We start from the raw sequence: 21,141 nt of genomic DNA, 5'->3' as shown, positions 1-21,141 counted from the left end.
AGAAAAGGCACCAGACATGGCAGATTTTCACCAGAACGGAAACATCACGACACTGCATAACCTGCGCAGCAGACCCGCCGGGCAACTGGCGCATGAGATTTTGGTCTTTGCCGAAACACGCAAGATCACCCTGATCCTGCCCTGCCTCTATTCCGAATTGGAAGGGCCAGCGCTGGCGAGTATTTTGGAGGAACTGGCCCAGGTGCCCTATTTGCACCGTATCATCATCGGTCTGGATCAAGCAGATGAGGCGCAGTACCGCCACGCGCGTGCATTCTTTGCGAATCTCCCACAAAACCATGCGGTGATTTGGAATGACAGTCCACGCCTGACCAAATTGCAATCGCATCTGCGGAAGCTGGGGTTGGCCCCGCAGGAACCCGGCAAAGGCAAGAACGTCTGGTCCTGCATCGGTTACCTGCTGGCCTGCGCCGACAGTTCGGTGATGGCAATTCATGATTGCGATATCGTCACCTATGATCGGCAGATGCTGGACCGGTTGGTCTATCCGGTCGTCAATCCTACCTTTCCATTCCAGATGGCCAAGGGGTTTTATCCCCGCGTTGGCGCGGGCAAGCTGAACGGCCGTGTTACGCGCCTGTTGGTCAGCCCTCTGTTGATTGCGCTGAAGAAAGTGATCGGAGACCGCGATTACCTCGATTACCTGCGCAGCTTCCGCTATCCGCTATCAGGTGAATTCGCCATTCGCACGCCTACCCTGCCCGATCTGCGCATTCCGTCAGATTGGGGCTTGGAGATCGGAGTTCTGTCCGAGGCGTGGCGCAATCTGGCGCCGAAATCCGTTTGTCAGGTCGAGATCGCGGACAACTACGACCACAAGCATCAGGACCTGTCGCCCGAAGACGCCAATCGCGGCCTGTCCCGCATGTCCACCGATATCTGCAAGGCAATCTTCCGCAAGCTGGCCGCCGATGGCACGGTTTTCACCCCCAACACCTTCCGCACGCTCAAGGCCACGTATTATCGTTCCGCACTGGACTTGTTGGAGGGCTATTATACCGACGCCAAGATGAACGGGCTGGAGCTGGATCGTCACAAGGAAGAGAAATCCATCGAACTGTTTGCCGAAAACATCATTCGCGCCGGTCAGGTCTTCCTCGACAACCCGCACGAAACGCCGTTCATCCCGACATGGAACCGTGTGCATTCAGCCGATCCAGAGTTTCTGTTGCGTCTGAAGGCAGCGGTGTCCGACGATCTGGCCGAGTTCATTCCGCGTTCGTGATCCAGCGGCACTGATACGGCGCCAGTACGATATCGGGGCCGTTGGCGGCTAGGATTTCTCCGGTCAGGGCATCGGTCCAGACCTCCTCGGCGATCATGTTGATCTCGGCTGGGCTGACATGGACCGGTTCGGCCGAGACATTGTGCAGCGCAAAGATAGACTGACTGCGGTCCAGGCTCTGCCGCCAAAGGCCAAAGACACGATCTTCCAACCGGAGAGTGAATTGCGTGGCATTCGGGTGGAATGCGGGTTGTTGCGCCCGCAGGCGCAGGCGGCGTGAAAGCTCCGACAACACCAGCGCCTGATTTGACCCCGGATCGGCCAGCCGCGCCAGCAGGTCGGGATAGTGCCAGCGGTGCCGGTTGATCGCCCGGTTCATGCCACGCCGTTCCACGGCCTCGTGATCGTTGGGCGTGGCCAGCAGGGAGTGAATGTAGAAGGCCGGTATCCCCTCAAGTGACATGACAATGGTCTGGGAACAGATGAACCGGGCCAGATGATATTGATCCTCACCGGCAAATGTCCCGCGCATCGCCTCGAAATATCCACAGTTCAGTTCATAGGGCTCTTCGCGCCCATCCGGCAGTGCTCGCATTGACACCAGCCCGCCGATCCGGCGCACGGTGTCGATCATGCGCTCTTTCTCATCGGGGGGCAGAACCCCTTCGGCGGGGCGCATCCCAATGCCGTCATGGCTGGCGGTGAAATTCAGATAGGCACAGCCCAGTTGCGCGGGTGGCATCGCAGCCTGCCATTTGCGTAGGTAACGTGCTGTACCCGACTGCATCGCGTGCAGGATCAGCGGTGGCAGAGGGAAATTGTAAACCGCGTGCGCCTCATTCCGGTTGCCGAAATAGCTGAGGTTTTCGGTGCGCGGCACGTTGGTCTCGGTCAGCAGCACCAGCGTTTCGGTGGTGTAATCGCACAGCAGCCGCAGCAGTTGCACGATGGCATGGGTTTGCGGCAGGTGGATGCAATTTGTGCCGATCTCTTTCCAGACAAAGGCCACTGCATCCAGCCGCAGGATACGCACCCCCTTGTCGATATGCAGGCGGATGATCCGCAGCATCTCAACCAGCACTTCAGGGTTTGAGAAATCCAGATCCACCTGATCGTGGCTGAAGGTGCACCAGACGTGTTTTTCGCCTTGATTGGTTTCGACCTGCCGCAACAGAGGCGTGGTGCGCGGGCGCACGACCTGAGACAGATCATCTTCGGGCGAGGCTTCGTAAAAGAACCGGTCGTGCGGCGATTTCCCCTGCAGGAAATTTGTAAACCACGCGCCCTGGCTTGAGACATGGTTCAGCACCAGGTCCGACATCAGGTGAAAGTCGCCCGCGATCCGGGTGATATCGGTCCAGTCCCCCAATTGCGGACTGACGGTGAAGTAATCGGACACCGCAAACCCGTCATCCGAAGTGAAAGGAAAGAACGGCAGAATGTGCACCCCGTTCACCACGCCGCTCAGATGCCGGATCAGGAAATCGTGCAGCAGGTCCAGTGGCTTGTGGGCCTGATCCTCAATCGAGTTTCCATAGGTGATCAGGACGCTGTCTTTTTCCGACCACAGCTTGTTGCCCGGCTTGCGCCCCTGTTTGCGCCGGTGCGTCCCCGCGGGCCAGAAAGCCCCGGTAACCTGGCGGGCCAGATCGGCTTGATCATGATCGGGGTAAATCTGAACGAGCAAATCGTTCAGTCGGCGGGAAAAGCTGGTGTTCGCACTGGTCAAGGGTCACAGGGCCTTCGCTGTATCCGCCTGATGGTTTTCCAGAATGGTCCACCTGTCAAACATCAACTGAGCGACCGGCCTTTCTTTGGGCAAACGCCCGCGCGCCTGCTCAATTCTTGATCAAACCCCGTAGCGGGCCATGAACATGTCCACCGCCTGCAGCGCGATTTCGTCGATTTCCGACTGGCTAAAACTGGTCTGGATGCCCAATGCAGCCTTGGTCCAGATCCGCACCTTGCACAGCTCCGAGAATTGCTCCGCCGCGATCTGGACGTTTTCAATGGCCAGCTCGCCTTTTTTGACGGCCTTTTCCAGATACTCAACCATGTGGCGCTGGCCATTTTGAGGCCCGGCTTCGAAAAACGCCATTCCCAGCTCGGGGAACCGGTCGCGCTCGGCCACGCAGATCCGAAAGACCTGTTGCGAAAAATCGGATACCAGAAATGCGGTCAGCTGAGTGGCGGTGATCGTGAGGACTTCGCGCGCCGGCTTGGAATCATCGATCATCGAGATGACGTTTTCGGCCAGACGTTTGCATTCGGTCTGTGCGACCTCCATGAACAGAAGTCGTTTGTCGGGGAAATAACTGTAGAGCGTCGCCTTGGACACACCGGCGGCGCGGGCGATGTCATCGACGCTTGCGCCTTCGAACCCATCCGCCATGAAAACCTCTCGGGCGCCACGCAAAACCTGATCGAATTTGCGACCCGTACGAAGGATGGCGGCTGTCTCTGTCATGGGCTCTCCTTGGTTGAATGATCCCCTAAAACTATAAACCGTTCGGTTCAGATACAACGATTCGCGTGATCTCCTTCGGTATGACGCTGTGGAATCCGTTCATTTTCCCGTCAGAACCTAGTGCGTGATGACCGCGTTTGCTAAACGCTTGCCGCTCCGTCAAACAATGCTAACACTCTGGCCATGGTCGATATCTTTCTACGCACGCTTCCGTTTTTTGCGATCATCGGCCTGGGATACTGGGCCGGTCGCAGCCGTTTTTTTACCGAAGAAGCAACCGCCTACCTAACCAAATTCGTGTTTTTCTTCGCGCTGTCGGCAATGCTGTTCCGCTTTGCCGCAACCCTGCCCTTCGCCGAGATTTTCAACGGCCGTCTTGTACTGGGCTATTTGCTGGGCACTGTCGTTGTCTATGCGCTGGCGACACTGGTTGCGTGGATGCGGGGACTCGACATTCCCACTGCTGCGGTCGAGGCCCAATGCGCCGCCATCGGCAATGTCGGCTTTCTGGGTCTTCCGATGCTGGCCCTGCTATTGTCCGAAGCCGCCATCGGGCCGGTTATGTTGGTTCTGACGGTTGATCTGGTGGTGTTTTCGTCCCTGATCGTAATCTTGATCAATGCCGGGCGCGACGGGCGGTTGACGCCGGCGACCCTGCGTCTGATCGGGATGGGTTTGCTGAAAAATCCGATGATCGTTTCGATATCTGCCGGACTGTTGTGGTCAGCATTTCAGGTGCCGGTCCCTGACCCGCTGAACGATTTTCTGACCATTCTCGGGGGGGCCGCCACGCCGGGTGCGCTGTTTGCCATCGGTGCCTCGCTTGCTTCTAAATCAGCCGAACGCGTGCAGGTCGCGGCGTGGCTCAGCTTTTGCAAGCTGGTCGTCCATCCGGCCTGCGTTGCCGTGGCGCTGTTGTGGTTGATCCCGGTGGCTGCGTTTCCGGCTGCGGTAGCCATTGCAGCTGCGGCTCTGCCGGTGGCGGGGAATGTCTATATTCTGGCCGCCCATTACCGCGTGGCCCCGCATCGGGCATCCGCAGCGATCCTGCTGTCCACAGCCGCCAGCATCCTGACCGTGCCGGTTGTGATCGCCTGGGTCGCAACACTCTGAGCTGCATCTTCAAAAAATACGCGCGCCGAAGGTACGCGGCCTTTACGCCGCGTCCCTGTAGGTTTAGCCATGTCGCGACCCAAAGCTAAGGACATTGCAAGATGGAAACCCTTTCGGAAAACGCCTGTTTCGGTGGCGTGCAGGGCGTTTACCGCCATACCTCCGCAGCCTGCCAATGCGATATGACTTTTGGCCTGTTTCTTCCCTCCGAAGCCAAGGATGGGCCGGTTCCGGTTCTGTGGTATCTGTCCGGCCTGACTTGCACTCATAAGAACGCCATGACCAAGGCGGGCGCTCAGGCCTGGGCGGCCGAACAAGGCATCGCCGTGGTCTTCCCCGACACTTCGCCGCGAGGCGAGGGCGTGGCTGATCACGAAGACTACGATCTGGGCCAGGGCGCCGGGTTCTATGTGAACGCGACGCAATCCCCCTGGGCACCGCATTTCAACATGTGGGACTACGTGGCAAACGAGCTGCCCGCCCTGCTGGCCGAAAACTTTTCCATTGATATGGATCGTCAGGCCATCACCGGCCATTCGATGGGGGGGCACGGCGCGCTGACACTGGCGATGAATCTGCCGGGGCGGTTCCGGTCGGTTTCGGCCTTTGCACCGATCTCGAACCCGACTGGGTCGGATTGGGGTCGCAAACAGCTGAGCGCCTATCTGGGCGATGACGAGGCCGCTTGGGCCAAACACGACGCCTCGGTGCTGATGAAGGAATACGGCTTTGACGGCCCGATCCTGATCGACACCGGCGCCAATGACCAGTTCATCGACCTGCTGCGCCCCGAGGCGCTGGCGCAGGCAATCGCAGAACGCCGCCAGCAGGTCACCTATCGCCTGCAGCCCGGCTATGACCATTCCTATTTCTTTGTGTCCACCTTCATGGAAGACCACATCACCTTCCACGCCGAAGCGCTGTATGGAGACTGAGACATGAGCAATTTCGACTATGACCTGATCATCATCGGGTCCGGCCCGTCGGGGCGGTCGGCAGCGATCCAGGCAGGTAAGCTGAAACGCCGGGTGCTGGTGATCGATCGCAAGGACCGGTTCGGTGGCGTGTCGGTGCATACCGGTACGATCCCCTCCAAGACGCTGCGCGAGACGGTGCTGAACCTGTCCGGTTGGCGCGAGCGCAGCTTTTACGGCCGCTCCTACCGGGTCAAAGATCAAATCCGCGCCGAGGACCTGAAGGCGCGTCTGCACATGACGCTGGATCACGAGGTCGATGTGCTGGAGCACCAGTTCAACCGAAACCATGTGGAGACGCTCAACGGTCTGGCCAAATTCGTCGGTCCGCACGAGGTTGAGGTCGCAACGGACGCGGGTGAAACCACGCGCCTGACAGCGGCCAAGTTCCTGATCGCGACCGGAACCAAGACCTATCGCCCGGATTACGTGCCCTTCAACGGCAAGACGATCGTGGATGGGGATGAGTTCCTCGAGATGGCTGAAATCCCCCGCTCGCTGGTTGTGATCGGAGCCGGGGTTATCGGGGTGGAATATGCCACCATGTTCTCGGCGCTGGATGTGCGGGTGACACTGATCGAGCCGCGCGACACGTTCTTGGATTTCATCGACAGCCGCCTGATCCATGATTTCACTCATCAGATCCGCGAAAACGGCGTTGACCTACGCTTGGGGTCTGCGGTTGAGAAAATCGAAGATGCGGGTGCTCATGTCGAACTGACGTTGGAAAACGGTCGCCATGTCCGGGCCGAGATGCTGTTGTTTGCTGCTGGCCGTATGGGCGCGACTTCCAGGCTGAACCTGGACGCCGTCGGGTTGGAAACCGATCACCGCAACCGGATCAAGGTGGATCGCAAAACCTATCAAACTGCTGTGCCGCATATTTATGCAACCGGCGACGTGATCGGGCACCCGTCGCTGGCATCGACTTCGCTGCAACAAGGCCGGGTGGCCGCCTGTCATGCTCTGGACACACCCACCCTGCCCGAAAGCCCGTGGTATCCCTATGGCATCTACTCGGTGCCCGAGATCTCCACCTGCGGCATGTCCGAGGAGGAACTGCAGGAACGCGGCATTCCTTATGAAGTCGGCGTGGCGCGGTTCCGTGAAACCTCGCGCGGGCATATCATGGGGTTGGAGCACGGGATGCTGAAGATGCTGTTCTCGCTGAAAACCCGCCGGGTGCTTGGCGTACAGATTGTCGGCGAAGGCGCAACCGAGCTGATCCACATTGCACAGGCGGTATTGAACCTGAAAGGAACGGTGGACTACTTCGTTCAGAACACCTTCAACTATCCGACGTTGGCCGAGGCCTACAAAATAGCAGGTCTGGACGCCTTCAACCGGATGCCAATCCCGGACGAGTTCAAGGTAAAAAAGAAGCCCGCTGCACCTGCCAAGAAAGAGGCAAAACGCGCGTGACAACCCTGTTTGTCGATGGCGATGCTTGTCCGGTAAAGGCCGAGGCCGAACGCGTGGCGACCCGGCACAAAGTGCCGATGGCGTTGGTATCGAATGGCGGGCTGCGGCCATCGGCGAATCCTCTGGTGCAGGTCGTCATCGTGGCGGAAGGCGCGGACGAGGCGGATAAGTGGATCGCGGAACGGTGCGGGCGTGGGGATGTAGTGGTGACCTCCGACATCCCATTGGCCGCGAAATGCGTTGAGGCTGGGGCGCGCGTGCTGCGCCCTAATGGTGAAGCGTTTACGGCGGCCAATATAGGTCAGCAACTGGCAATGCGCGATCTTATGGCTGACCTGCGTGCGGCCAATCCATTGGGGGCTGGTGGCGGCGGAAAGCCTTTTGGCAAAGCGGACCGGTCGCGGTTTTTGGACGCACTGGAGCGGGAATTGAGGGCGGCACAGCACGGGTAGCGCTCCCGCCCGTCAGAGACGCATCAAAGATGCGCCCCCTCCGGTTAGGCCGGGCAGCGCTGCGCGCTGCGGTTCCGCCCTTGTAAATCTGGGCCGGGATTGGTTCAGTCGGTGCGAGCTGGATTGATCTGACGGGGGCACAACATGCCGATTGAAGCCGTAATTTTCGACATCGGGAACGTTCTGATCGAATGGCAGCCGGAACGTTATTACGACAAGGTGATCGGTGAAGAACGCCGTCGCGCCATGTTCACCGAGGTCGATCTGCATGGAATGAACGATCTGGTGGATCAGGGGCATCATTTCACCGACACGATCTACGACTGGGCCGAGAAGTACCCCGAATGGCGCGAAGAAATCCGCATGTGGCATGACAAGTGGATTGAGCTGGCCGCGCCCGAGATTCCCCACTCGGTTCGTTTGCAGCGGGCCTTGCGTTCCAAGAATATCCCCGTTTTCGCACTGACCAATTTCGGCGTGCAGAACTTCGACTATGCCACCGCGGTTTACCCGTTTCTGAACGAGTTTGACCGGCACTATGTCTCGGGCCGCATGAAGGCTGTGAAACCGCATGTTCCGATTTACGAAATGGTCGAAGCTGATTGCGGGGTTGCCCCCGAGGCCTTGCTGTTCGCCGATGACCGGATCGACAATATCGAAACGGCGCGGGCGCGCGGGTGGCAAACGCATCACTTTACCGGCCCGCAAGGCTGGGCAGACCGTCTGGTGTCCGAGGGCCTGTTGACCGAGGAGGAGGCCCGATGAACGTCCTGCAAATCCCGTTTGCACAAGGAGAGGCCAATCTGGATTGGGTGGAACTGACGCAAGCCTTTGTCGACGGACATCAGCGGCCCAAGGCTCAGATAGAAGATACGTTCCTTTATCGCGATGCTGACACGCTGCTGTCGCGGTCGGCCTGGATTGACGGGCTGGGTATCGCCGTGAAATCCACCACCATTTTCCCGGGCAATGTTCAGGCCGGGCGCCCTGTGATTGATGGGTCCGTCAGCATTTATGACGACGCAGATGGGCGATTGGCGGCATTGGTCGACTTTTTCCTGGTGACCAAGTGGAAAACAGCCGGGGACAGCCTGCTGGGCGCGCTGCGATTGGCGAACCCGAACAGCCGCGACATCCTGATCGTGGGCGCGGGGCCGGTGGCCCGATCCTTGTGCGAAGCCTTTGCTGCCGGATTTCCGAAAGCCAAAATACGAGTGTGGAACCGCACCACCGCCAAGGCCGAAGCTATGACCGCGACACTGGGGCATATCGACGTTGAATATGATCTGGCGGATGCCGTGAACCGGGCTGATATCATCCTGACTGCCACAATGAGCACTCAACCATTCATCAAGGGCGAATGGTTACGCCCGGGTCAGCACTTGAACCTTGTCGGTGCGTATCGGCTCGATATGCGCGAGGCCGAAGACCTCGCGCTACAACGTGCGCGTATCTTCATGGACAGTTTTGACTCAACTGTTGATCATATCGGTGAGATCAAGATTCCTATCGAACAAGGCGTGATCACGCGCAGTGATTTGGTGGCCGACTATTATGATCTGGACCAGTTTGCCCCCGACCCAACAGCGATCACACTGTTCAAGAATGGTGGTGGCGCGCATCTGGACCTGATGACCAGCCAATACATCATCAGCAAATATCAGGTGTGATCAGGCGGCGGCCACCTGAGGTCTGTTCTCGCGGATCGGCAGGTGGACTATGGCGCTGAATGCTCCAACGGCAACGCCGATCCACCAGACCATTGTATAGTCGCCATAGACGTCATACATGCGCCCTCCCAGCCAGACGCCGAGGAAGCCTCCGATCTGGTGGCTGAGGAAGATAAAGCCGTAGAGCGTGCCCATGTAGCGCAGACCGTAGAGATGCGCGACCAGGCCCGAGGTCAGCGGTACAGTGGCCAGCCAGAGCGAACCCATAACGACGGAAAACACGATGACAGACACTGGTGTGATCGGCATGATGATGAAGATGGCGGCTGCAAGGGTGCGGCCGGTATAGATTGCCGCAAGCAGGTATTTCTTAGGGAAGTGGTTACCTGCCCAGCCCGCCAGCAGCGTGCCGCCGATATTCGCCAATCCCACCAGCGAGATTGCCACAGCGCCCAAGGCTGATGTGGTTGTGATACCTAAAGAATGCAGGACACCGCCGGGCTGGATCGGGCCACACATCTCGGTCACAAAGGCCGGGAAATGCGCGGTGATGAAGGCCAGTTGATAGCCACAGCTGAAAAAGCCCAGAAATATCATGGCGTAAGACGGATCGCTGAAGGCACGGCCCAGGATCTGGCTCATGCTCTCCTCCAGCTCGGCATTGCTGACCGGTTGCGGCGCGCGCATGAAGGGCAGCGTCAGTACTAGGGCAAGGATTGCGGCGGCGAAGACAATGAAGACCTGCTGCCACGGCAAAAAGGTCATAAGCCACTCGGCCGTCGGGGCACCGATCACCTGACCGAAACTGCCGGCGGCCGTGACAATTGCCAGAGACATCGAGCGGTTCTTGTCGGAAGAGGCACGCCCGACCACGGCCAGCACAACACCGAACCCGGTGCCAGCGATGCCGAAGCCCACCAGCCACGCATACATCTGGTGTCCGAACGGAGTAATCGACCAGGCCGAAAGCACCATGCCCGCCGCATAGGTCAAAGCCCCAAGGATGATCGCCTTTCGGTCGCCGATTTTTTCGGCAATCGCAGCAAAGATCGGTTGTCCGATGCCCCAGGCAAGGTTCTGGATCGCGATCGCCAGTGAAAAATCGGTCCGCAACCAGCCGAACTCGCTGGCAATGGGAATCTGAAACACTCCGAATGAGGCGCGCACGGCAAAACTGACCGTGATGATAATACATCCAACGATCAGGATCGGGTTCAGCAGGCGAGCAAATTGCGGCATTCGGACCTCGGGGTATTGGTCCGGCGGAAGTTAGCGGTTTTGGGCAACGCGTCAAATCAGCAGATTTGCGGTTTCGGTTAAGGAAAATTGATGCGTCAACAAAATGGCTGCTTTTCAAGCCTGAATGGGGGCGCTATGGCTCGGCTTCATGACGGATTTGATTTCGCTATATAACGACCGCGTTGCCGAGGGCAGTCTGACACGGGACGACGCGCAAGAGGCCGTGCTCCCCCATTTCGAGCGCATTCGCGCAGCCCTTGCCGCTCCGGTCAAGCGCGGGCTGTTTCGCAAGGCCCCGCCTGCGCCGAAAGGCTTGTATCTGTGGGGCGGCGTCGGGCGCGGCAAGTCGATGCTGATGGATATGTTTGTTGACGCGTTGCAGGATATCCCTGCGCGACGTGTACATTTCCACGCCTTCATGCAGGAAATCCATGCGGGTATGCACAAAGCCCGTCAGGACGGTGTCGAGGATGCGCTGGCCCCGGTGGCTCAGGAGGTTGTGAAGACTGTCAAACTGCTGGCCTTTGACGAGATGCAAATCACCGACATCACCGATGCCATGATCGTGGGGCGGCTATTCGACCTGCTGTACGATGGCGGCGTTGTGGTCGTGACGACCTCGAACCGGCATCCCGATGATCTGTATAAGGACGGGCTGAACCGCCAGCTGTTCCTGCCCTTCATTGCGCATATCAAGGAACAGCTTCAGGTGTGGGAGTTGGTCTCACCCACCGATTACCGCCAGAACCGGCTGGAAGGGGCGCCGGTCTATTTCACGCCGATCGGCCCAGAAGCACGACAGAGCGTTCGCAGCGTCTGGAATGACTTGTCGGGTGGCGACGCAGAACCACTGATCCTGCAGGTCAAGGGTCGAGCGGTCGAGTTGCCCGCCTTTCGCAACGGGGTTGCGCGGGCGTCCTTCTACGATCTATGCGGGCGGATGCTGGGGCCTGCAGACTATCTGGCGATTGCCGAGGAGTTGAAGGTTTTGGTATTGGAAGACATTCCGCGCCTGTCGCGGAACAACTTCAACGAGGCCAAGCGGTTCGTGACGCTGATTGATGCACTGTATGAAGCAAAGGTGCGCCTGATTTGTTCGGCTGCAGCCGAGCCCGAGATGCTGTATGTCGAAGGCGAAGGGACGTTTGAATTTGAACGCACCGCTTCACGCCTTCGCGAAATGCAAGATCAGGATTGGGGGCAATAGAGGGCTCTATCGCCGCCGCGCGTCGTTTGCGACCCATGCGGTTTGTCGGCTAGATGAAGCTTTTGCGGGCTTTCTTCAGCCGTTTTCGCGCAGGATGTTACCGGCCAGATAAAGCGAGCCGCAAATCAGCACGCGGGCTTGCGGGTCTGCGGCCACGATTGTGCTCAGCGCATCGGTAACGCTGTCGGCGGTTGTCGCAGCCAGGTTGACCTTAGCCGCAGCAGCGGCGGTGTCTTCGGCGCTGAGCGTGGCGGCCTCTCCGGGAATGGAAACGGCGGTCAGGCTTTGCGCCTGTTTCGCCAGCGGGGCCAGATAGCCGGAGACGTCCTTGGTGTTGAGCATACCGCAGATCATATGCGTCGGGCGGTCGGGCAGCTTGGCCAGAACATCGGCCAGTGCAACCCCGGCGGCGGCGTTGTGGCCACCATCCAGCCAAAGCTCGGCCTGCGGCGCGGCTGCGACCAGCGGGCCGGTTTTAAGGCGTTGCATCCGAGCGGGCCATTCGGCTTTGGTCACGGCGGCCTCATAGGCCTCATCGCCCAAATTCAGGTGGCGCAGAACAGCCAGCGCGGCGCCGGCGTTCTGGATCTGGTGTGTTCCTAGCAGGTTCGGCAGTGGCAGGTCGCGCAGGCCGGTTTCGTCCTGATAGACCAGACGGCCGTTTTCCTCATGCACATGCCAGTGCTGACCGTGGATCAGCAATGGGGCCCCAAGGCGTGCAGCGGTGTATTCGATGACCTCCAACGCTTCGTCTTGTTGTGGCCCAACGATGCAGGGTATGCCGGGTTTGATAATGCCTGCCTTTTCGGCGGCAATTTTGCCCAGCGTGTCGCCCAGAAATTGCTCATGGTCGATCGACACCGGCGTGATCACCGTGACGGCCGGCTCATGAATGACATTGGTGGCGTCCAGACGGCCGCCAAGTCCGACTTCAAGAAGAGTGTAATCTGCCTGCTCCCGAGCAAAGGCTAGCAGGGCGGCGCAGGTCGTGATCTCGAAATAGGTGATGTTTTCACCATTGTTGGCGGCGTAGCATTCATCCAGAACCTTCGTCAGATCGGGTTCCGAGATCAGCTCTCCGGCCAGTCGGATGCGTTCGTGGAACCGTGCCAGATGCGGTGAGGTATAGGCATGGGCCGACAGCCCTGCCCCTTCCAGCCCCGCGCGGATCATGGCCTGAGTCGAGCCTTTGCCATTGGTTCCGGCGATATGGATCACCGGCGGCAGTTTGGTCTGCGGGTTGTCCAGTGCGGTGAGCAAGCGCCAGACGCGATCCAAGGTCAGGTCGATGATCTTGGGGTGCAAGGCCATCATCCTGTCGAGAATGACGTCAGATGTCTGGCTGGTCATTTCCCGTCCGCGTCCTCAGCCGGTGCTTCGGCAGGGGTTTCTTCGGGTTCAGGCGCAGGCAGGTCGCCTTTCACCGCCGGAGGCTGGTTCATCAACATTCGTGTGATGGTGATCAGTTCTTCGCGCATCTCGGTGCGTTTGGTGACACGGTCCAGCATCCCGTGATCCAGCAGATATTCGGCGCGCTGGAACCCTTCGGGCAGTTTTTCACGGATGGTCTGTTCGATCACACGCGGACCGGCAAAACAGATCAGCGCATTTGGTTCCGAGATATGCACATCGCCCAGCATTGCGTAGGACGCCGTCACGCCGCCCGTGGTCGGGTGGGTCAGCACGACGATATAGGGCAGGTTCGCCTCTTTCAGCATCTCGACGGCTACGGTGGTGCGCGGCATCTGCATCAGGCTGAGGATGCCCTCCTGCATCCGTGCGCCGCCCGCGGCCGAGAACAGGATCAGCGGGCGCTTGAGCTTCACCGCCTCTTGCGCGGCGGCGATGATGGCGTTGCCGACATACATGCCCATCGAGCCGCCCATGAAGGAGAAATCCTGCGCGGCCGCGACGATGGGCGTGCGGCCGATCTCTCCGCTGGCGACCAGCATCGCCTCTTTCTCGCCGGTCTTTTTCTGCGCGGCTTTCATGCGGTCAGGGTATTTCTTCTGATCGCGGAAATGCAGCGGGTCGTCTTTGGGGGCAGGAACATCGACTTCGGTGAAAATTCCACCGTCGAACAGGTGCTTGAACCGGTCGCGCGGGGTGATCGCCATGTGGTGACCGCACTGGGTGCAGACGTTCTGATTTTCCGCCAACTCGCGGTGGAACAGCATCGTGCCGCATTCGTCGCACTTGTGCCAAAGGTTTTCGGGCACTTCCCGGCGCGAGAAGATCGAGTTGATCCGGGGGCGGACGTAGTTTGTGATCCAGTTCATGTCGGAACCTTGCTTGAGCGGCTTTGACGTCAAATAAGACGCAACGGCAGGAAATGCAATCAACGCCTGAGTGCAAGACGCGCTGTCAGCCAACAGACAATCATCACGGCGAAATCCACGAACAGCCATTGTCGCAACAGCCCGGTCTCTGTCATCTCATACGGCAGCAGGTAGAGTGCAAGACCGCTAAGGGTGTCAGGCAGTGAGATGAATAACAGCGCGACGGTATTGTTGAGGAAATGCAATGCGATAGCGGGTCCCAGTGTTCCGGATCTTGCGGTCAGATCCGCCGCCAGCAGACCGAAAGCAAAGGCCCAGACCGTCACGAGAAGCGCATTGTCGCCGGTCACACCCGGCGCGTAATGCCCGGCGGCGAACAGAGCCGAGGGCAGGCCCATCCAGATCACCGGAGACCGGAACCTGGCCGCCAGGGACTGCTGGATATAGCCGCGAAACAGCACTTCCTCGGCGCTGGTCTGAATCAGTACCGCAAGGGCTGATACAGGTAGTAAAAGCAGCCATGAGGACAGGGCAAGATTCTGGGTCAGCGGCTCACCCATTCCATAAGGTGGCAAAAGGGCCATCACCACGCCCAAAACCACCAGTGCCAACGCCACGAGAATGAACTGCTGCCGGAACAGATTGCGTTGCCCCAGAATCGCCCTCAACGACCGGTGTTGCATTTGCCGGGCCGCAACAGCGACGCCCAGCGTCAGAAATCCGAAACTCATCAGCAGAAGCAGAGTGGCCAAAACTGAGGTGCCGCGCAGAAACCCCTGCGCCTGATCCGGGGGAATCAGACCTCCGATAAGGGCGAACAGAACTGAATTCAACGTCACATACAGCACGCCGACAATAACCAGTCCGACCAGCAGGCGCCAAAGCTCGGGCCGGGAGCGGGCATCAGCCACAAGCCGTTCGTGGGCGGAGTAGGCGGCGGGTTCATGCATTGTTGCCGGTGCTTTCGCCTTCGATAGAATGCGGTATGTCCGGGAAGACATCTGCGGTGTTCTCAACCGTGTTGAGCCTGTTCGACAATGTGGTGAGATATCCTGCAACGGTCTGCAAAAGTTGAACTGCGACTGAGGCGTCGCTTTCGATTACGGCCCTCAACTCTTCAGCGCCGATGCGCAGGAAAGTGCAATCCGTGATGGCTTCCAGATCCAATTGGCGAAGATCGCCGGTGATGATCGACAGATCGCCAATCAGGCGACCGGGTTCGATGATCGAGATGGGTCGCTTGCCGCCGCCTTCTTCGGTCCAGATCAGTTTGGCCTGACCCTTGATGCACAGATAGGCCGCATCGGGTGACTGTCCGCGGGTAAAGATCATCTGACCCTTGGCCACTTCATACCATTGTGCCGAGAATGCCAACAGGCGCTGGTTACGCGCGTCTATGCCCGAAAACAGCTCGGTCGAGGCGATAATCTGCAGTTTCCGGCTCAGATCAGCCGAGGTCCCTTCTTTGTGGTCTTCCTGGGTTCGCGCGACGCCGTCGATGCGCCCATCCTTGATTTCGATGAACAGATCATAGGCCTCGGGGTGGGCAAAGTGATCTTCCATGAAAATCATGATCGAGTCGGGTAGCAGTTCGCGTAGCCGCAGGCGCGTGCGCAGACGGCTTTGCGAGTCATGGCTGGCCAGCGCCTTGTCGAGGATCAGAATATCGGGACGTTTGATGCCAGCGCGAGAAAAAGCCGCGCGCTCCTGAAACACGGTCGGCAAGTTGTTCCCGCCCAACCCGGTGGGCAAGTCGAACATGGTGGATGCCGCTCGGCGCCGCAGGCCGGCCTCGTTAATGGCCTGTGCCACTACGTCCTCAATCTCTTCGGCATGGGCACCCGCCATCAGCGAAACCCGGCCATACAGAGCGTTTTCCATTACCGTCAGCCGCGGCAGGTAATTGTCCGGCGACAGCGGCACGAACATGCCGTCCAGCGCCCCGCGCAACCGTTCGGCATGGTCTCTTCGGATCGAGAGGATCTTGTCCTTGTATTCTTCGGGGAAATCCGGGCCGATCTGCTCAGCCGTCAACAAGAACGGGATGGTCAGCAACAACGAACGTTCAGAATCACTGATCCCGCCTTCCCCTTTGGCCTTGCGCCGGTCCTTGATGTCGAGCAGACGGTGGTACATGTCCTTCGACATCCCCAGACGCAGGAACAGGGGGTGATCCGCGCCGTCGCGCCCAAAGGCCTGATCCAGCGTCTCAAGCACGGCACTGGCCATGGTCATGGCATCGTTGGCCAGATCATGCATTCCGAACATGTTCCTGAACCGCCTGTCACTAGCCAGAGAATCCGGTGTAATATCCCGCGACGGGGTGGCGAACAGCAAGTTGCCGCCAAGCGGAACAGCCGGGTTAAAGCGGTCGGGGTCGAAGCGGTAGACATGGCGGTCCAGTCCCTTTTCCCTAAGCCGATCCGCAACCGTGTCGCGCAGGTTGACGACCCCTTGCGCCAGAACCGGGTGCAATTGCGGGTCGAACCGAGTGCGTAAGGTACGCCGCAACATGAACTCGTCAATCCCCATCGCCTCGACAAGTTTGAACCACCAGTCCCGGATGTCGTCGATATCGTCCAGCCCGGCCAGACCGGGATCGATCCATTCGTCGGTCAGTGAATCCGTCGGGTTGCCCGCGCGGGCGGCCTCGATCTGCCAGCGGTTCGGCGATTGTGCCGCGTCAGCTTCGTGTTGGGGATGCGGGCGCAGCGGCATCAACAGGTTGTCGCCCAGCGTGCCGTTAAACAGGTAGGGGCGCGAATAGGCATAACCGATGCGGGCCGCGATCACGGTCTGATGCAGGTCTTTCAGGTTATGACCGGCCATGATGACCTCACCCTGCACCGGTAGAACCTCGCGGGTCAGCACCTTAGCAAGCGCATTGCGCTCGGACGCATGGCCCGACTGGATCGCCACTCGTGCGCCTTTCGGAATGATCAGGTCGATATCTTCCAGAATGGTTTTGCCGTCGTCGTCGCGCACGGTCACGTTGCGCAGCTCGATATCGCCGGTCAGGTGCGGGATCACCTCGGGCTCACCCACGAAGAGCTCTTCCGGGATCATGTTCGAGGGGGCAAAGCGTTCGGTCACCACCTCCCATCGCAGGGACATGTCCTGTACCTGATTGTAGTAGGTCAGCAGGTCCCTCCATGGGCCGCTGAGGTCCTTGTAGGCCCCAAGCGCCGCGACCAGCGCGCCCACTGTGACCTCTCCCTTGATCGCCAGATAACCACCGACCGAGTAGAACAGGAACGGCGTCATCTGTGTGATCAGGTTGTTCAGGAACTTCATGAAGAATTTCTTGTTGTAGATCTTGAAACGGATCTCGAACAAGAGCCCCAACCGGCGGCTGAACTGCGCCAGCCGATAGCGCCAACCACCATTGGTGCGCAGATCGCTGATGCCCGCCGCACTTTCTCCGATCTCAGAGCTGAGGTTCCGAACCTCCTGAATACGTTCCTTGTTCAACAGGTTGATCTGGCGTTGCAATTTCGGGATCAGCCACGCCTGCAGCGGGATCAAAGCGATGCTGGCCAGCCCGAACCAAATGCTCTGCATGAACAGGAAAGTGACGATGGTCATCATCTGGCCGAACTGGAAAACCGGCTGGGCGATCGCATCGCCCATCAGCCCGCCCATCGGTTCTGCCTCGGACGTGATCATCGACACCAGCTCGCCCTGACTGGTGGTGGCAAAGTAGGATTTCGGGAAGCGCATGGTGCGGTGGATCAGGGTGAACCGTAGGCGGCGCAGCATACGCTCGGCCAGAATGCCCTTCATCGTATTGATGCGCATCTTCATCAGGCCACTGGCGATAACCGTGGCCAGAAAGGCGAAACACAGGATCATCAGGTACTGCACCTGCGTCACCGTGAACCCCAGCACCGCGACCGAGTCACTGGGGGCGCCGATGGCACCGTTGATGATCTGCTTGGGCAGCTCCAGCGAGGCATAGAGGAAGGGAAACGACAGGACTGTCAGAAACAGCAGGACAAGCTGTTGTTTTCTGGAATGTTTCCAGATGAATGCGAACAGAGTGGATTCCATGCCCCGGTCGTGCCTCAAATCTATTGGATGCTTTGTTAGGATTATCCAATGCAATCAGGTGTCAGACGGTACGCACTGGCCCCGGTGATTGCAAGAATGCGGCGGGCTAACAGATTGCCGCCGGGTTGACCATCCGTCGACTTGTTCACGAATTTGCGAGTATTGGTCTTCATAATCGTTTATTCACCTTTTTCCCTGCGCCGTCTTTGACTAAACAGGGCCACACTCTGAATGATGAGGCCATGGGCAGACTTCTGGATCGTTACATTCACCGCCGAGTTGTCGCGCGTTGGCGCGAGGCGTTGCGCGGTGCGGCTGAAGCGCCCGAACCGCAACTGCGCCAACAGCGAGACGAAGCCCGGAAGTTGCGCACGCAGCTGGATATGCTGATCCACGAGGCTGATGGCCGGTTGGCCCGACCCAGAATCGGGTCGTCCCAGTTTCCCAAACCTTTGGGGACGGACTGGTGCTGGCGGCCGGACCTGTGGCGTGGGCCACTGCCACGCCCCGGGGTGGCCTCGGCCCCGCGCAGAGCGCACATGGATCAACAGGTAACGTTGTTTCACGACTGCCCCTTGGCCGAGATCGGGATGCGACAGACCCGGAATGCCCGCGACAAGGATCTGGCCGCATTTGGGCTGACGGTCGATGTGTTCGGATTTTCCGGCTCGTTCCTTTCGCTGTCCGTGGAACTGCCAGCCGAAGCCGCGCAAGGGTTGACCAAACAGCATTTGATGCGCGCCGATGTGCAGGTCGAACTGGAACAACCACTTGAAATGTTTTCCCGCCTCAACATCCAGCACGGCCCCAACACCGAACAGGTGCTGCGTAAACTGGACCTGTCCAGCCCGTCCAATTCGGTGGACTTCGATCTGGCTCACCTGCCCCTGAACGAGTCGCGGATCGAGAAGATTTGGCTGGACCTGATCTTCGAGAATCCCGATATGAACCGGGCCACGTTGCGCGATCTGACCTTCTGTCGCCACCACCGCGCCGATTTGTGAGAGTTCCGACCATGACGCTTCCGACTTTGACGCCTATACGGTTCGAGAATGGCCTCTGGCAGGGGCACTTGAAGGCCAATAGCGAGCCAAGGGTCGAAGTGCGCTACCTTGGCGAAAATCTCGATGATGTGCGCGTTTCGGCGTCTGAGGACGGGTGGGGCCTGACGGTTCCGGTGCCCGTGGCCGCGCTGTCTGACGGAGTGCATTGCTTTGTGATTGTTGATGCAGCGACCTCGGAAAAGCTTGGCGATTTCACCATCATTGCAGGCATCCCAGCGGCGGATGACCTGCGGGCCGAGGTCGAGCTTTTGCGCGCTGAACTGGACATGCTGAAACGGGCGTTTCGACGGACGCAAAGCACTACTGAGTGATCCGCCCGGGGCAAGTCCCTATCTTTTCATCGGAATTCCGTGCATCCTAGGGAAACCCGCAGCAGTCTGGGCAAGCTTATGGATCGCAGCAGCATCGTCAAAGTCATTGCATTGATGGTGACGGGGTTCGGGATTGGCATCGACTTTACCGGCGCGCTGATCCTGGTTCCGGCCATTGAGAACAGCTTCGATGCGGACATCACCAGCACTCAGTGGGTTCTAAACATCTACGCTCTGTTCTTTGCCATGACCATGGTTGCCGGGGGGCGTATGGGAGACATGTTCGGGCACCGCAAGATGATGCTGATCGGGCTGTCGATCTTTCTGTTTTCGTCCATTATGTGCTTTGTTTCGCCCAGCCTGGACTTCCTGATTGTTGCCCGCGCCCTGCAAGGTATCGGCGCAGGATGCGTCTGGCCCTGCACGCTGGCTTTTGGTGCAACAAAGGTTTCGCGGCCCGAGCATCGGGCAATGATCATGGGGTTGATCCTGGCTGGTGTCACCTGCGGCAATGTGTTTGGGCCCCTGATCAGCGGAACAGTGGTGAATTTGGGGGATTGGCGGCTGTTTTTCCTCGCAAACGTTGTCTTTTCAACCATCTCGATGGTGACCGCCCTGCTGTTGATGCAGCGTGAAACCCAGCATAAACAGGGGGAGCATATCGACTTTGCCGGTATGGCCGTGCTGTCCTTTGCCGTCTTGCTGTTGCTCTATGGATTGGATGTGGGGGCGGATTGGGGCTGGACCTCGGCCCCCTTGCTGATGCTGTTTCTTGTCAGCGCAGTGTTGTTTGTCTTGTTCCCGCAGGTGGAAAATCGGGTGAAAGAGCCGCTGCTGCTGCCGCAGATGATGGCGAACCGCGAGTTCCGCATCACCTTGGGGCTGAACATGTTCAACGTTTCGGCAGCATTCGTCGGGCTGATGTATTTTCCGCAATACATGCAGAAGGTTCTGGGATGGTCGACTCTGCAATCGGCCTTTGGGTTGGCGCCTCTGACGGTTCTTCTGGCGGTTGGGTCCATCCTGTCGGGCCGATTATATAACGATTTCGGTCCCAAGCGGCTTTTGCTCTGGGGGTATCTTTGCGCCACGGTCGGGGCAGCCAGCGTTGTGGTGATGCCCGCCGGGTTCGGGTACTTCCAGATCCTGCCCGGCATGGCCATGATCGGGCTGGGGGCCACACTGACGGTTGGGCCATCCGGCACCGCCGCCGTCTGTGCCGTGAAACCGGAACGGGCAGGGCTTGTCGGCGGGCTGAGTTTCATGACTCATCTGGTTTACGGCGCCATTTCCGTCGCCTGCGCCACAGCAATCATGTACCTTGTCAGCTTGCGCAGCTTGGGGGAACGCCTGCAGTCCGCCGGAGTTGATATGTCGGATGCCAATCAAAGAGCTATAAACGGGGGGACGTTGACCACACCCTCTGCCAAGGCCGTCATGGAGAAACTGAGCACCGCCGAGGCGGAAAAGGTCAAATCCGCCATTGCCGCCGCCTTTGACACCGGAATGAACATGGCCTTCATCTTCGCGACCGTTTCCGTTTCGGTAGGCGTCTTTCTGGCAATGATGCTGGATGAAGAAAAGCTGCATAAGGTGGAGAGCTGACACACCCCAACAAAGTCCAACTCCGCATGAATCAGTTGAAAC

General features: G+C 59.0%; 18 protein-coding genes. 11 read left to right on the top strand and 7 right to left on the bottom strand.

All coding sequences use genetic code 11. The annotated features are described in order from the left end of the window. Positions 1-16 precede the first annotated feature (16 nt). The gene (locus ACR0IM_RS09855) at positions 17-1,246 is read left to right on the top strand and encodes a glycosyltransferase family protein (RefSeq protein ID WP_480681734.1); all 1,230 of its coding nucleotides are present in this window, start codon (positions 17-19) and stop codon (positions 1,244-1,246) included. Here ACR0IM_RS09855 and ACR0IM_RS09850 read toward each other — a convergent pair. Beyond that, positions 1,230-2,975 carry a sugar phosphorylase gene (locus ACR0IM_RS09850; protein WP_480681732.1) on the bottom strand — a complete coding sequence of 582 codons (1,746 nt, stop codon included), beginning with the start codon at positions 2,973-2,975 and terminating at the stop codon, positions 1,230-1,232. The genes ACR0IM_RS09855 and ACR0IM_RS09850 overlap by 17 nt on opposite strands. A gap of 120 nt (positions 2,976-3,095) precedes the next feature. Then, on the bottom strand, positions 3,096-3,713 hold the full coding sequence (locus ACR0IM_RS09845; protein ID WP_480591120.1) for a TetR/AcrR family transcriptional regulator: 618 nt from the start codon (positions 3,711-3,713) through the stop codon (positions 3,096-3,098). 183 nt (positions 3,714-3,896) lie between these two features. Between ACR0IM_RS09845 and ACR0IM_RS09840 the strand changes: the two genes are divergently transcribed. From ACR0IM_RS09840 to ACR0IM_RS09815, 6 genes are all read left to right on the top strand, one after another. Next, positions 3,897-4,826, top strand: coding sequence for an AEC family transporter (locus ACR0IM_RS09840; protein WP_480681730.1), 930 nt, complete (start codon positions 3,897-3,899; stop codon positions 4,824-4,826). Positions 4,827-4,927: 101 nt separating this feature from the next. Then, positions 4,928-5,761: an S-formylglutathione hydrolase gene (gene fghA / locus ACR0IM_RS09835; protein WP_480681729.1), complete on the top strand. Its 834-nt coding sequence runs from the start codon at positions 4,928-4,930 to the stop codon at positions 5,759-5,761. A gap of 3 nt (positions 5,762-5,764) precedes the next feature. Further along, positions 5,765-7,222: a Si-specific NAD(P)(+) transhydrogenase gene (gene sthA, locus ACR0IM_RS09830; RefSeq protein WP_480681727.1), complete on the top strand. Its 1,458-nt coding sequence runs from the start codon at positions 5,765-5,767 to the stop codon at positions 7,220-7,222. Beyond that, entirely contained in the window at positions 7,219-7,674 is a 456-nt protein-coding gene (locus ACR0IM_RS09825; protein WP_480681726.1) for a YaiI/YqxD family protein, read from the top strand. The genes sthA and ACR0IM_RS09825 overlap by 4 nt, the downstream gene beginning before the upstream one ends. Positions 7,675-7,818: 144 nt before the next feature. Continuing rightward, positions 7,819-8,439, top strand: coding sequence for an HAD family hydrolase (locus ACR0IM_RS09820; RefSeq protein ID WP_480681724.1), 621 nt, complete (start codon positions 7,819-7,821; stop codon positions 8,437-8,439). Next, a complete protein-coding gene (locus ACR0IM_RS09815) occupies positions 8,436-9,344 on the top strand; it encodes an ornithine cyclodeaminase family protein (RefSeq protein WP_480681723.1) in 909 nt (302 codons plus the stop codon). The genes ACR0IM_RS09820 and ACR0IM_RS09815 overlap by 4 nt, the downstream gene beginning before the upstream one ends. Here ACR0IM_RS09815 and ACR0IM_RS09810 read toward each other — a convergent pair whose 3' ends face one another. After that, positions 9,345-10,583 carry an MFS transporter gene (locus tag ACR0IM_RS09810; RefSeq protein ID WP_480681721.1) on the bottom strand — a complete coding sequence of 413 codons (1,239 nt, stop codon included), beginning with the start codon at positions 10,581-10,583 and terminating at the stop codon, positions 9,345-9,347. It abuts the gene before it with no gap. A 148-nt stretch (positions 10,584-10,731) separates the two neighbouring features. On the opposite strand from ACR0IM_RS09810, the gene zapE reads away from it, so the two are divergent. After that, on the top strand, positions 10,732-11,790 hold the full coding sequence (gene zapE, locus ACR0IM_RS09805; protein WP_480591135.1) for a cell division protein ZapE: 1,059 nt from the start codon (positions 10,732-10,734) through the stop codon (positions 11,788-11,790). A 75-nt stretch (positions 11,791-11,865) separates the two neighbouring features. Here zapE and ACR0IM_RS09800 read toward each other — a convergent pair whose 3' ends face one another. The 4 genes from ACR0IM_RS09800 to ACR0IM_RS09785 are packed head-to-tail and all read right to left on the bottom strand — an operon-like array spanning position 11,866 to position 18,119. Next, positions 11,866-13,140, bottom strand: coding sequence for a bifunctional folylpolyglutamate synthase/dihydrofolate synthase (locus ACR0IM_RS09800; RefSeq protein WP_480681720.1), 1,275 nt, complete (start codon positions 13,138-13,140; stop codon positions 11,866-11,868). Then, the gene (gene accD / locus ACR0IM_RS09795; RefSeq protein ID WP_480681719.1) at positions 13,137-14,069 is read right to left on the bottom strand and encodes an acetyl-CoA carboxylase, carboxyltransferase subunit beta; all 933 of its coding nucleotides are present in this window, start codon (positions 14,067-14,069) and stop codon (positions 13,137-13,139) included. Before accD ends, ACR0IM_RS09800 begins: the two co-directional genes overlap by 4 nt. A 59-nt stretch (positions 14,070-14,128) precedes the next feature. Further along, positions 14,129-15,019: a CPBP family intramembrane glutamic endopeptidase gene (locus ACR0IM_RS09790; RefSeq protein ID WP_480641570.1), complete on the bottom strand. Its 891-nt coding sequence runs from the start codon at positions 15,017-15,019 to the stop codon at positions 14,129-14,131. Continuing rightward, positions 15,012-18,119 (bottom strand): ABC transporter transmembrane domain-containing protein, encoded by a 3,108-nt coding sequence (locus ACR0IM_RS09785; RefSeq protein WP_480681718.1) that lies wholly within the window; start codon positions 18,117-18,119, stop codon positions 15,012-15,014. Before ACR0IM_RS09785 ends, ACR0IM_RS09790 begins: the two co-directional genes overlap by 8 nt. Positions 18,120-18,361: 242 nt before the next feature. On the opposite strand from ACR0IM_RS09785, the gene ACR0IM_RS09780 reads away from it, so the two are divergent. From ACR0IM_RS09780 to ACR0IM_RS09770, 3 genes are all read left to right on the top strand, one after another. After that, the gene (locus tag ACR0IM_RS09780) at positions 18,362-19,123 is read left to right on the top strand and encodes a DUF6478 family protein (protein WP_480591145.1); all 762 of its coding nucleotides are present in this window, start codon (positions 18,362-18,364) and stop codon (positions 19,121-19,123) included. 11 nt (positions 19,124-19,134) lie between these two features. Continuing rightward, a complete protein-coding gene (locus ACR0IM_RS09775) occupies positions 19,135-19,494 on the top strand; it encodes a hypothetical protein (RefSeq protein WP_480591147.1) in 360 nt (119 codons plus the stop codon). A 78-nt stretch (positions 19,495-19,572) separates the two neighbouring features. Continuing rightward, a complete protein-coding gene (locus ACR0IM_RS09770; RefSeq protein ID WP_480591149.1) occupies positions 19,573-21,099 on the top strand; it encodes an MFS transporter in 1,527 nt (508 codons plus the stop codon). Positions 21,100-21,141 lie beyond the last annotated feature (42 nt).

The organism is Ruegeria sp. BF6 (assembly GCF_056538665.1).
This window is presented reverse-complemented; position numbering and strand designations above follow the sequence as displayed.